This is a genomic window from Microbacterium dextranolyticum (assembly GCF_016907295.1).
Taxonomy (GTDB): Bacteria; Actinomycetota; Actinomycetes; order Actinomycetales; family Microbacteriaceae; genus Microbacterium; species Microbacterium dextranolyticum.
On the sequence record NZ_JAFBBR010000001.1, the window covers coordinates 1,107,609 to 1,119,979 of the forward strand.

The 12,371-nt window shown below is 69.1% G+C and carries 12 protein-coding genes and 1 pseudogene; 2 read left to right on the plus strand and 11 right to left on the minus strand.

Annotated elements, in window-relative coordinates:
- Positions 1 to 70 precede the first annotated feature (70 nt).
- Positions 71 to 1,405, plus strand: a complete 1,335-nt coding sequence (gene nhaA / locus JOE64_RS04960) for a Na+/H+ antiporter NhaA (protein WP_204963227.1) — start codon at positions 71 to 73, stop codon at positions 1,403 to 1,405.
- A gap of 19 nt (positions 1,406 to 1,424) precedes the next feature.
- Here nhaA and JOE64_RS04965 read toward each other — a convergent pair whose 3' ends face one another.
- The 5 genes from JOE64_RS04965 to JOE64_RS04985 form a co-directional block, all read right to left on the minus strand.
- Positions 1,425 to 2,177, minus strand: coding sequence for an ABC transporter permease (locus tag JOE64_RS04965; protein ID WP_204963228.1), 753 nt, complete (start codon positions 2,175 to 2,177; stop codon positions 1,425 to 1,427).
- A complete protein-coding gene (locus JOE64_RS04970) occupies positions 2,174 to 2,896 on the minus strand; it encodes an ABC transporter ATP-binding protein (RefSeq protein ID WP_271202574.1) in 723 nt (240 codons plus the stop codon). The genes JOE64_RS04965 and JOE64_RS04970 overlap by 4 nt, the downstream gene beginning before the upstream one ends.
- Before the next feature lies 1 nt (position 2,897).
- Entirely contained in the window at positions 2,898 to 3,443 is a 546-nt protein-coding gene (locus JOE64_RS04975; protein ID WP_204963229.1) for a TetR/AcrR family transcriptional regulator, read from the minus strand.
- A gap of 205 nt (positions 3,444 to 3,648) precedes the next feature.
- Entirely contained in the window at positions 3,649 to 5,121 is a 1,473-nt protein-coding gene (locus JOE64_RS04980; RefSeq protein ID WP_204963230.1) for a VirB4 family type IV secretion system protein, read from the minus strand.
- The gene (locus tag JOE64_RS04985) at positions 5,118 to 5,930 is read right to left on the minus strand and encodes a hypothetical protein (protein ID WP_204963231.1); all 813 of its coding nucleotides are present in this window, start codon (positions 5,928 to 5,930) and stop codon (positions 5,118 to 5,120) included. Before JOE64_RS04985 ends, JOE64_RS04980 begins: the two co-directional genes overlap by 4 nt.
- An 85-nt stretch (positions 5,931 to 6,015) precedes the next feature.
- Between JOE64_RS04985 and JOE64_RS04990 the strand changes: the two genes are divergently transcribed.
- Positions 6,016 to 6,876, plus strand: coding sequence for a DUF4062 domain-containing protein (locus JOE64_RS04990; RefSeq protein WP_204963232.1), 861 nt, complete (start codon positions 6,016 to 6,018; stop codon positions 6,874 to 6,876).
- A gap of 10 nt (positions 6,877 to 6,886) precedes the next feature.
- Here the strand turns inward: JOE64_RS04990 and JOE64_RS04995 are convergent, their stop codons facing one another.
- From JOE64_RS04995 to JOE64_RS05020, 6 genes and pseudogenes are all read right to left on the minus strand, one after another.
- Positions 6,887 to 8,353, minus strand: coding sequence for an SCO6880 family protein (locus JOE64_RS04995; RefSeq protein WP_204963233.1), 1,467 nt, complete (start codon positions 8,351 to 8,353; stop codon positions 6,887 to 6,889).
- A gap of 3 nt (positions 8,354 to 8,356) precedes the next feature.
- Positions 8,357 to 9,730 (minus strand): conjugal transfer protein TrbL, encoded by a 1,374-nt coding sequence (locus tag JOE64_RS05000; RefSeq protein WP_204963234.1) that lies wholly within the window; start codon positions 9,728 to 9,730, stop codon positions 8,357 to 8,359.
- Between the two features lie 30 nt (positions 9,731 to 9,760).
- A complete protein-coding gene (locus tag JOE64_RS05005) occupies positions 9,761 to 10,030 on the minus strand; it encodes a DUF6112 family protein (RefSeq protein WP_204963235.1) in 270 nt (89 codons plus the stop codon).
- Between the two features lie 117 nt (positions 10,031 to 10,147).
- Complete coding sequence (locus JOE64_RS05010; RefSeq protein ID WP_204963236.1) at positions 10,148 to 10,414, minus strand: DUF6112 family protein; 267 nt, start codon at positions 10,412 to 10,414, stop codon at positions 10,148 to 10,150.
- Positions 10,415 to 10,476: 62 nt separating this feature from the next.
- Positions 10,477 to 11,661: pseudogene (locus tag JOE64_RS05015) on the minus strand (M23 family metallopeptidase); the annotation flags it as partial.
- 12 nt (positions 11,662 to 11,673) lie between these two features.
- Positions 11,674 to 12,354, minus strand: a complete 681-nt coding sequence (locus JOE64_RS05020) for a flagellar basal body-associated FliL family protein (protein WP_204964971.1) — start codon at positions 12,352 to 12,354, stop codon at positions 11,674 to 11,676.
- Positions 12,355 to 12,371 lie beyond the last annotated feature (17 nt).

Consider the following 12,371-nt stretch of genomic DNA (forward strand, 5'->3'; position numbering starts at 1 on the left):
GCTGGGCGTGGCGCGTCGGGAAGTCTGGTCGACACATTCTGCCCTCTGTCGACCCTGATCGGACTTGCCTATGACTTCTCGCCCTGGCCCTCGCACGCCCTCGACCTTCCCTGCCCGTGGCACGTACTCCGAGGCGCGGCGCATCGGCTCCCTGCTGCGGAAGGAGACCGTCGGCGGCGCGCTGCTCGTGCTCATGGCGGCGATCGGCATCGTGTGGGCGAACTCGCCCTGGGCCGAGGGGTACTTCGCGCTGCGGGACTTCGAGATCGGGTACGAGCCCTGGCACCTGCAACTGAGCCTGGGCGCGTGGGCGGCCGACGGGCTGCTGGCGATCTTCTTCTTCCTGATCGGTCTCGAGCTCAAACGCGAGTTCGTCGCCGGGGACCTGCGCCGCTTCTCCACCGCGATCGTCCCCGTCGCCGCGGCCGCGGGAGGCGTGGCGGTGCCGGCGCTGTTCTACGTCGCGATCGTCGCCCAGGACCCGGAACTGCTGCGCGGGTGGGCGATCCCCACCGCCACCGACATCGCCTTCGCCGTCGCGGTGCTCGCCCTGATCGGCTCCCACCTGCCGAGCCCGCTACGGATCTTCCTGCTCACCCTCGCCGTCGTCGACGATCTCATCGCGATCACCATCATCGCGGTCTTCTACACCGACACGATCGACATCGTCCCGCTGCTGCTGGGCCTGGGCACGATCGCCGTGTACGCGGTGCTCGCGCAGCGGTACCGGCAGTTCTTCAACCTCAAGCCCGCCGCGGCGTGGCTGATCCTGCTGCCCATCGGCATCGTCGCCTGGGGGTTCGTGCACGCCGCGGGCATCCACGCGACCATCGCCGGGGTCCTGCTCGGCTTCACCATCCCCGTCCTGCACCGCCGCCGCGACCACGTCCCCGAAACCGAGCCGGGACTGGCGGAGGTGTTCGAGCACCGGTTCCGGCCGCTGTCGGCCGGGTTCGCTGTCCCGGTGTTCGCGTTCTTCTCCGCCGGGGTCGCCCTCGGCGGCGTCGACGGGTTCCTCTCCGCACTCACCGACCCGGTGACCATCGGCATCGTCGTCGCGCTGGTGGTCGGCAAACCGGTCGGCATCGTCGCGACCACCTGGCTCACCACCCGTATCCGCGGCATCCGGCTCGACCCGGCGCTGAAGTGGGTCGACCTGGTCGGTGTCGGGCTGCTCGCCGGCATCGGGTTCACGGTGTCGTTGCTGGTCACCGAGCTCAGCTTCACCGCGACCGATCCGCACCATGACCACAGCAAGGTCGCGATCCTGCTCGCCTCCGTGATCGCCGCGGCGATCGCGTCCGTCCTGCTCACCAGCCGCAACCGCCGCTACCGCCGGATCGCACTGGCCGAAGCCGTCGATGAGGACGGTGACGGCATCCCCGACGTCTACCAGCAGTCCTAGCCGGGCCCGCTCTGGGGCGTCAGCGGACGAGCTGGAGACGCGACCAGCTGAGGCACACCAGCCCAGCGAACACGAGGGCGAAGGCGACCGGAAGGGCGAGCTGGAGGGTGTTGACGGCGGTGCCGTCTGACATGGCCCACAGTGCGGGCGCGGCCAGCGGCATCCAGCCCCCGGCCCCCGCCAGTGCGCCGATCTGCGCGATCACGACCAGCGCGATCGTGCCGCTGACCGCGGCGAGCAGGGAGCGGGTGAGGGTCGCGATCCACGCGACCGGGACGGCGATGCCCGCCGACAGCACCGTCAGCACCCACAGTCTGCCCAGCGACGCCCATGCCTCGGCGGTCGGCGTCCCGTATCCGGCCAGGAGCCCCAGCACGAGCACGCCGAGCGTGACGGCGGCGCCGGCCAGCGCTGCCCACACCGCGTAGACCACGAGCTTGCCCAACGCGATCGTACGGCGCGGGATGGGGAGGGCGAACAGTGCGGTGATCGTGCCGTCGGCGAACTCCCGGCCGAACATCCACGCCAGCACGATCCCGAACCCCAGGAGCGAGGCGACGGCGGCGATCTGCGCCGCCCCCGCGAGCAACCCACCCCAGTCCAGGGTCGCCGCGGGCCCGGCCTGGGCGATCAGCTCGGCGTTTCCGGCGGCGACGCCCGTGGTGATACCGGCGAGCAGGGCGAACACTCCGACGACGATCGCGAGCGTGGAGATCACCCCGACCGGGGAACACACCAGCTTGAGCGCCTCCACCCGCACCACCGCCCTCACCGCGAGGCCTCCTCGTCAGTGCGACGGTGTTCGTCGTCGGCGCGGATGCGCTCGAAGAATGCGCGTTCGAGGTCGTGTCCGGTGGTGTCGAGCTGCCCGATCAGCCGGCCCGCGTTTATCAGCAGCACCCGGTCGGCGATCCGGGCCACCTCATCCAGGTGATGGCTGCTGATTAGCACCGCGGCGCCGGCCTGCGCCCGCCGGGTCACCTGTTCTCGCAGCAGGATCGCCGATGCCGGATCGAGGGCGTTGCTCGGCTCGTCCAGCACGATCAGCCGGGGGTCGTGCTGGAGCGCTGCGGCCAGGCCGACACGCTGCCGGTTCCCCAGCGACAGCTGGCGGAACCGGCGATCCGCGACCGGCCCGAGCCGCCACGCGTCGACAGCGCCCTCCACGATCCCCGGCGTGCTGCCGCGGAGCAGGCTGGAGATGCGCAGGTTCTCCCGCACGGTCAGCTCCGGGTACGCCAACGGCATCTCGACCAGCGCACCAACCTGTCCCCACGCACCCGCGGGCAGATCGTCCAGCGGCTCCCCGAACACGCGCACCATCCCCTGCTGCGGGCGGAGCATCCCCAGCGCGAGGCGCATCAGCGTCGTCTTGCCCGCCCCGTTCAACCCGATCAACGCCACGATCTCACCAGGCTCGACCTGGAAGGAGAGGCCGGTCACACCGTCGCCGCCCCGGAACCGGCGTGTGACGTCCTCGAACGCGAGCACGTCACACGCCTCCCAGCACATCGAGGGCCGAACCCAGCGCGGCATCCACTGCCGTCTCCTCGGATCGAGCCCAGCCCAGCAGCGCCGCGCTCAGCCCGGCGATCACCGCCGAGGCCGCGACCCGCGCCTGTCCCACACTCACACCGCGCTCCACCAGCGCACCGGTGAGGGCAGCCACGGTCTCTTCGCTGCCCCGTTCAACCGCCCCGCGCAACGACGGCGTCAGCGCGACGATCCGCAGCCGCTCCCGCAACGCCTCAACACTCGCCGCGTCCACCTGCGCCCACGCCTGCCGGATACCTTCTGTCAGAGCCCGCATCGCCGTCTCCCGCGCCGGGCGGGTCCGCACCCGCTCCGCCATCAGCGGATCGAACGGATCGGCCAGCAGCAACGCCTCCTTGGTCGGGAAGTGCCGGAACAGGGTCATCTCACTTACCCCCGCACGCGCCGCGATCTGCGCTGTGCCCGTCGCCTCATATCCACGCACCGCGAACAACTCCAACGCCGCCCGGCTCAGCGCCTCATGCGTCCGACCCCACCGCTCCACAGCATAATGTTAGTCACTAACAGAACTGCCGGAGGATTCGTCTGCCGCGAACCCCCAGGAGCACCATCAACATCGCCGATGCGCCGGCGCGACCCGCGACGGGATGCGGGTTCCACGAACCCGCGCGCTCAACTAGCCTGAAACCGGTCGTGAGCACTCAGGTTCCCGAGATTCCCGAACGAGAACCGCGGAACCCGTTACCTTCCTAGATCATGCGGGTGGTGGTGTCGAAGAGGGCGAACTCGTCGGGGTGCATCTGGTGCTGCACGACGAAAGAGCGCTCCTTGATGCGCCACAGGCCCTGCCCGGTGCCGAGCCCGGGCAGGAGGCGTTGTTCGGTGCCGGTCAGGCCGAGAGCGTTCGCGGTAGTGGAGAGCTGGTCAGATTCCTGCCGGTAGATCACCCGCGTTTCCGCGTTGGCGAGCAGACTGTTCGCCAGAGACCGCATGGCCGAGCCCTGATCGCCGACGTTGTCCAGGTCGGAGAGCTTGTGGAAGATGAGCATGTTTGCCAGCCCGTAGTGCCGGGCGAGTCTCCACTGTGCGTCCATCCGGCGTAGGAGGGCGGGGTGGGCCATGAGGCGCCAGGCTTCGTCGTAGATCATCCAGCGTTTTCCGCCGGCGGGGTCCATGAGCGCGGCTTCCATCCACGCGGACGCGCAGGTCATCAGCACTGACAGGAGCGCGGCGTTCTCGGCAACGCGGCTGAGGTCGAGACTCACCATCGGCAGCGACGGGTCGAACCGCACCGTTGAGGGTCCGTCGAAGAGCCCGGCGAGGTCGCCGCCGACGAGACGGCGCAGCGCGTGGGCGACGAGTCGGCCATCTTCCGCGAGACGATCGTCGGCGTGGGCAGGCGGGGCGAAGAGGCGGTCAACGATCATCGGCACGATCGGCACCTCCGCGTCCTGGACGGCGGCGGTGAGGGCGGTGTCGATCGCGGTGTGCTCCACGGGTGAGAGGTCGCGGCCGAGGACTGTTTCCGCGAGCGCTCCGAGCAATTCACGGCGACGCGAGGCGAGGGTGCTGGCCCATTCCTGGTTCGAGAGCCCGGAAGGGCGGTGTCCTTCATCGAGCGGGTTGAGTCGCGCCGCGAGTCCGTGCCCGAGGATGATCGCTTTCCCGCCGACCGCTTCCGCGACCGCGCTGTGCTCACCTTTGGGGTCGCACGGCACGTACACGCGACGCCCAAACGGCAGGGATCGCGTGTAGAGCGACTTCGCGAGGCTCGACTTCCCGGAGCCGACGATGCCAGCCAAGATCATGTTCGGCGCGGTGATGACGCCTCGCCGGTAAAGTTCCCACGGGTCGTAGACGAAGCTGCCGCCGGAGTACATGTCTTGTCCGACGAACACGCCCTGACTGCCCAGGCCGCCTTCGGCGAGGAACGGGTACTGCGCCGCGAGCACGGCGCTGGTGTCCTGATGCCTCGGCAGCCGCAGTCCGCCCGGTGAACGCAGAGACGCCGGCCCCGCCTCGCCCGCCTTTGGGAGATAGGTGACTGAGCGTCGTTCGGCCTGTTCGGCTGCGGCTTTTGCTTTCGCTGTGTCCCTGTCGATGCGGTGTTGCTCCGCAATCAGTCGGGCGGCGGCCTCGCGACGCTGTTTGCGGTACTTGCGGCGCTCCGAGGCTGGCTCCACCAGCACCGCGGTGTGCAGCTTCTCCCGCTCGGTACTCATCGCGTCAGGCCTCGCGCCTGCTTGACCGCGGTGATCGCAGCAGGCTCGAACCACGACCTATCCCGCTTCGCAGGCTGAACTGATGCCCGCTTCGGTGCGTCAGACGACGAGTACGACGCCAGCAGTTCGGAACCATCCATCGCCGGTGGCGCGAGCGTCTCGACTTCTTCAGCCTCCGGGGCGGGCTCGGTCCGGCGGAGAAGTGAGACGTATCCCACGTGCGGATTGATGACCAACGCATAGTCGCCCGAGGTGACCACTTGGTCGTTGGTGCCGGCTCCGGGTTCGTCGTAGACGTACCCGTTCTCGAGCGCGGCCTGGGTGGTCTCGTCGCCGTAGTCCCACTGGGCGAGGTAGTCCACTGCGTCGACGTGGCCCAGCTCGCCGAGGAGGCGCAGCGGCCGGTCAGCTTCCTCGCCCTGGAGGAACACGACCGTGATCCACTGCTCGGCCGGGGCCGGGCTCGGGTGCCAGACGATCCGGCCCGACTCGGCGAACGCGGCGGAGAGCTGGTCGTCGGCCTGATCGATCAGCGCCGCCGCCTGCTGGAACCCGGCGGCAGCAGCGGCCGCGGCCTGCGCGCCGGATGCGCGGTCGCCGTCGTCGGCACTCACGTGGTCCCGGCGGGCGGTGTGGACGGTGGCGAGCTGGCCGAGTATCTGATGCAGAGACCGGATGCCGGCGGCGAGTTCGCCGATGACCCCGTAGGTGTCGGCGGGGTCGTTCCAGGTCCGGGTCGCGTGGGCCAGGCCACGGAGCGCTTCGGAGGCTTCAGCAGCGTCGGCGAGGGGGTTCTCATAGCTGGGCATGGCACGCCTCCATGGCTCGTATCGGAAGTGCTGATCAGGTGCACGCGCCCGATTGGTGTCGGTCATCCTCCGTAGGCTTGGAGGTATGCCGTATGTCGCCACCGTGCTCCGCGTGATGATTGCCTCACCGTCCGATGTGCCTGAAGCGCGCGACGCGGTGGAGAAGGCGGTATATGGCTGGAACGACGCCAATGCAAAGACGAAGGGCGTGATCCTGCAGCCGTGGCGTTGGGAGACATCCGCGGTTCCTGTCATGGGCGCCCATCCGCAGAAGCTCATCAACGCCCAGGGCGTCGATGATTCAGACATCGTGTTCGCACTGTTCGGCGGTCGACTAGGTTCGCCAACCCCCGATGCAATCTCCGGGACTGTGGAAGAAGTGGACCGCGCCGTGGAACTGGGGCGGCCGGTGCATATGTACTTCTCGACCGCACCGCTTCCTCATGACGTTGACACCAGTCAGCTCGATGCAGTGCGCGCCTTCAAGAAGGGCATGCAGGATCGTGGCCTGCTCGGCGAGTTCAGCAACGTCGAACAGCTCAATCACGAGGTCTGGAAGGCGATTGAACACGACATCGCAGCAATGTCACTTCAGAGCGTCACAGCGCCTTCGTCCGAGCCAGTCGGCGTCGACTTCTTTGTCCAGCCTCGGCAGGAGCGCGAGATGTCTGGTCTGAACTCCAAAGGGGCTCCTCGCTACAGCACCAAGCATTGGGCGGAGGTCACGAATACGGGAGATCGAGATGCCGAGAGCGTCACGTTCGAGAGTCCCGCGGAGAATGGCGGCATGTTCGTCGCCGGAGCCGACGAACCCACGATCATCCATCGCGGCCAGATGCGGCGGGTGCCACTGATGTTCACGTGGGGCGGGTCCAGTGATCCCATCCTCCGGATTCACTGGATCGAGGATGGCGAGAGCCGGCACCGGGACTTCCACGTCGGCTAGTTTGTGCCCATCAAACCGAGCGGCACAGTGGGAGTGCGGCGGCGGTGAACGCGGCGGCCTGCTGGCCGACCAGCCGCCTGGTTTCGCAGGAACTCTGGATCGCAGCCTGGGTGATCGCTGCAACCGCGGCTTCCAGCTCGTCGACGGTAGGCGCGGACACGCTGATCAGGGCGGTCACGCGCAGGACTCCGTGGCCCGCGGTGAGGTCCGCTTCCTGTTGCAGCACGTCTTGGAACCCCGCGGTTTGGGCGGCGTCTTCGATCTGCCCGAGTCTGGAACGCTGGGCGGCGTCGCTGATGTACTCGACCTTCTTGCGGCGGATGTCGCGGGCGGCCCGGTCGGAGCGCATCGGGGTGTAGATCAGCGACACGGCTCGCTGGATGCCGGTGGACAGCAGGATGGGGGCGGTGAATCCGGGGTAGACGAGGCTGCGGGGCCATTCGGAGACCCAGAGCACGGCGTGGTGGGCGGAGTCGGTGCGCAGGTTCCCCCAGGTCTCGGTGACCGCCACCGGGCCGGCGGTGGCGAGGTCGCGGCCGATCTTGCCGTGCCGTTCCAGCGCGGACGCGACGGCCGGGTCGTAGGCGGAGCGGAGGATGACGGCGATCTGCCCGGCGTCGAGCCACTCGGACGGGGCAAGGTCGGCCGACCGCAGCGCCGATGTGAGGGTGGACATCTCCTGCCGCAGTACCCCGGCGGCGCCCTTGATCCCTCCGCCGGCGGTTCTGATCTGCCGGGCTGCGGCCTTCATGTCCAGGCTCAGGCTGATCGTGGTGGCGTGCCGTTCTCCGGCGGGGCCAGCGCGTTCGATCAGCTCGGCGTAGGTGTCGGCGGCCCAGGAACCGTCCGGCGTGCCATGCGTGGCCCACCACTCCACGAGTCCTGTGCCTGAGTCGGGCAGGGTGCGTTCGAGGACTTGCAGGGTCGCGATCCGCCCGGACCGGCACACCGTCGCCAACGCGCGACCCCAGGTGGTGACGCGGCGTTCCTGCTCGCCAGGATCGAGGAGCACGAACGCGGGATGCGTCACCTCACAGACCACGGTCAAGGTGGCGGCGTGGGGGTCGTGGATCATGCACGCCCCGGTCTCCGGATCGCTGTATTCGCGGAGCCGGGCCATGTCGCCGGGCAGGGCGAGGGTGCCGGCTGGGCGGGGCTTCACGATCCGACGGCGGTAGAGCAGTTGCCCGCCCGTCACCTGCCACAGCCACCAGAACGCGACCGGCAGCCACTCAACCACCGGGCGCCCGCCGACAGGGATCCACGTCAGTGCGGCGCTGAGAACCCAGATCGGGGCCGTGTAGGCGAGCAGCATCCCGCCGCCGGCGTAGAACGCGGCGATCAGGGTGAGGCCGCCGATGCCGAGGGTGATGAGCTGAGCGACCGACAACCCCAACAGCACGCCCCGGCGCGTGAGGCGGGAGAACTTCACCGGCACGAGCTCGCCCGGTGCGGACTCTTTCGCATGACTGACCATCGGTCACTCCTTCGTCGCCTTGGGCGGGGTTTGGGGTGCCGGTCGCGGGCTTGCGGTCGGTGCCGGTGCCGAAGGCGGCGGCGGGGCGCTGGCTTGTCCGGCGCCGGCGCCGGTGGCGGCCGTCTCGCCCTGCCCGGCCAATGCCGCACCGGCCCTCGGTCCCGCGGTGGCCGCGGCTTTCACGGCCTGCGCGCCGGCGACGACGGCCGCCGCTGGGCCGGCCGCCGCGGCGCCAGCACCCGCCACTCCTGCTCCTGCTCCCGCACTTGCGCCTGCCCCGGCGCTTCCGCTCGCCCCAGCGCCCGATCCCGCAGCGGTCGCCCCTGCTGAGGCGCCGCCCGTCGGGGCGGGCTTCGGCGCCGCCGCACCACCGCCTCCAGAGCCACTATCACTGCGGCTGCCGGATTGACCGTCGAGTACCTTCTTCGGCCCGTCACCGGACGGCTTCGACGGGATCGGGATGGGCCGGTTCAGGGCGCGTTTCGCGTCGTCCTCGGCGCCGGCCTGCCCGTAGTAGTCGGTGCCCACGAACGCGAGGAACCGATACGTCAGGTACGGGGCGAACCCCGCCAACGCCATCAGCACGATCCCTGCGAGCGGATCGGACACGGAGGCCAGGTCGAGGTCGATGGGGGCGGCGACCTGGGTGATCGCGACGAGGAAGATCACGACGAGCACGAGCTTGGACAGGATCAGGGCGATCACGAACATGGCCCACTTGCTCACCCAGCCGCGGGCCGCGTCCCACGACGACCCCGAGAATGCGAGCGGGGCCAGAGCGACCGCGACCAGCAGCAGCGATTTGCGGATCAGCAGCGACAGCCAGACGATCGCCGCCGATGCGATCGCGAGCCCGGCGAGGAAGATCATGATGATCGCCCCCACCCCGGGCGCGGGGATGGACAGCGCGGAGAGCCCAACGACGAGGGCGGCGATCTTGTCGCCCATGGTCTTGGCGGTCTCGCCGGCGGCTTGGATGATGCCGACGCAGAGCTGGTCGGTGATCTCCAGCAGCAACGCCACCAGGGTGACGACCACGAAGGAGCCGATCACGGCTTTCCCGAGGCCGAGCGCTGCCCGGGTGAGGGCTGTGGGGTCGCGGCGAATCATGCCGGTGATCAGTTGCAGGCAGAAGAACAGCAGCATCACGAACACGGCGATGCCGAACACGAGGTTGAACACGGACAGGAACCCTGGCCGCTGCACGTTCACCAACGTGGTGGTGTCGAACACGGTCCAGACGGCGGTGAACAGCCAGCTTGCCGCGCCGCCCATCGCTTGGGCGAGCCAGTCGAATGGCGCCGCTACCAGCGATGCGGCCGCCTCACCGGCAGTGTCGCAGACGGTGGAGATGACGGGGACATCGCATATGCCCATCACAAGACCTGCTTTCTGACGGACCGGGTTCTAGACGCTCTGGCCGACGCCCCAGAAGAAGTTCACGAGCGCGACGCTCGCGCCGCAGACGATGGCGGCACCGCAGGAAACGAGGACGCCGACCTTGCCCCGACCGGCCAGATGCGGGTTGCTGGAGTTCGCGCCATAGGCCCATACGACGGCAGAGACGATCAAGGCCAGGACGGCCAGGATCAGGCCGACTGTCATCACCGCACCGACGACGGTGCGGAGGGCCGCGATCCCAGGAAGACCGGAGCTGTTGGGGGGAATGTCGATCACGATGGTGTCTCCTTCAGGCGAGAGGTGGCTTCTGCCCACAGGTGCACCTCGCCTGCCACCGTGTCCTCGCCCGCCGCATCCCCAGGCACGCCTCCACGGGTGAGTCCGGGAGGTGCGTCAGAGTCGTTGGCCGAGAGCGATGAGCCAGTTCATCCACGCCACCCCGCCACCGGCGAGCACGGTGGCGCCGAGCGCGACGAGCACCCCGGCCCGACCTTTCGTGGCGGCGGAGTAGTTGCCGTGCGCGGCGGCGATCGCCCAGCAGATGACCGAGACGATCAGCATGAGCACGGCGATGACGAGCACGAACATGAATAGTGCGCCGACGACCTGCTTCAGATCACCGCTCCCGGCCAGGCCGCCGAAGTTCGGAAACACGCCCATCACGCGCCCCTGCGAGAAACGGGTGCCGTGATCGGGCCTGCCTGCACCGGCCAAGCCACAGCTGTAGTCCCGTGGGCCTCACATCCGGTCGTGGGGCCGGTGGTCGCGGTGGGGAGGTTCGCGGCGCCGTGCTGAGTGAGCCAGGCGGCGGCGTCGATCGCGGTGCCGTTGGTGCCGCCGGGGCGGACCTCGAAGTGCAGATGCGGGCCGGTGGACATGCCGTCGGAGCCGACGTCGCCGATGTGCTGGCCGGCGGTCACCCGGTCTCCGACCTGGACGAGGATGCCGGTGTCCCACATGTGCCCGTACGCGGTCGCGACCGTCCGCCCGTCGATGCGATGCTCGATGACGATCAGGTTCCCGTATCCGGCGACCGGCCCTGCGACGGTCACGACACCGTCCGCGGCGGCGAGGATCGGGGTCCCCGCAGGGGCGGCGAAGTCGGTGCCCGTATGGAACGACACTTCCCCCGTGATCGGGTGGATACGCGCGCCGAACGGCGACGCCAACACCCAACTCCCCGCAGGCAGCGGGAACACCATATGCGACGAGCCGTCCGCAAAGGTCGGTCCGACGGTGGCGGAGTCAGCCCGCGAGACAGTGGTGCTGATCAGGGCATTGAGGATCGCATCCGCGACGGGTGCGTTGTTGCGGTAGCGGTCGGGGAACGCGGACACCTCGACGGACTGGGCGGCTTCCCCAGGGTCCATCGTCTGCCAGCCGAGAATGTCGAGGAGCCCCTGGGGGGAGCCATGATTCGGGCCGGTCGGCCCACCGAAGAACGCGCGGGCTTGGTAGGCCGGATCCATGAGGTCGGCGACGGTGCCCCACCCGGATTGCGGGCGCATCTGGAACAGGCCGAGGGAATCGTGGTCGCCGCCGTTGCCGTCGTTGGGGTAGTCTCCCGACTCAGGGTAGGTGCCGGTGTTCGCGAGCATCCGCAGCGTGGACTCGGTGAGCGCCGCCATCAGCGCGATCTTCACCCCGGGACGGCCAACCCCGTCGATCTTGTCGCCGACCGTGATGATCGTCGCCGCGTGCGTGAGCTGCGCCTTGCTCAGGGTGAAGGTACTGCCGTCCGCAGTGGTGACCCGGAGGTTGTCGGGCACGGTGCCTACCGAGAGCGACCCGGTGGTCGAGCATGCGGCATTAGCGGCCGGGTTCATCAGCACCCCAACCGACAGCAGCAGAGTCGCCGGCGCGAAGAAGAGCACGGCGAGCGCGAGAACGGCGAGCTTGCGGAACACGAGAGCCTGCTCTCAGCGCAGCGGGTTGTCGACCTGAGACAGCCGCAGCAGATGGCAGGTCGGGTGGGTCGGTGCGCAGACGATAAACACGGTGAACGACACTGCGTGCTCGCTGGACACAGGCTCCCCGTTCCACACGCCATCGCGGTGCCGGATGCCCTCGATCGTGTACGCCCTGGTGCCCGGTGTGATCTGACCGGGCTGGGCCTGTGCCACGGCGTCGGCCCACGCCGCGGGCACGAACACTCGATCGATCACGAGGCGTTGCCGGGTTTCGTGCTTGCGCAGCTCGATCCACGCGTCTCGCGTCGGCAGATACGCCGAGACATCGGAGGCCAGACCGGCCTGTTCGCTGCCGGTCGGGTCACCGGCGTCGAGGATGATGGACGTGTAGTCCAGAGGCATCAGCCCGCTCGTGGTGTCCCACGCGAAGATCGCCTTCGCGACATTGCGGGCGAACGTCTCCGGGTCAGCGGATCGCACCACAACCGGCAACCGCGGTGACGCCGGTCCCGGCATGGAGGGTGCGGACGGCGGGGACGCTGAAAGCTCCGGGTGCGGGGCGCTGGCGCTGCGCGGGCCGGCGATGAGGCCGTAGATGCCGACCCCGGCAAGGAGCAGCAGCACAACCCCCGCGGCAATCAGCGCGATCAGGCGGCCACGCGAAGGCGACGGAGAACGAGAGGTCTTCATGCCCCTCAGGTGCACCC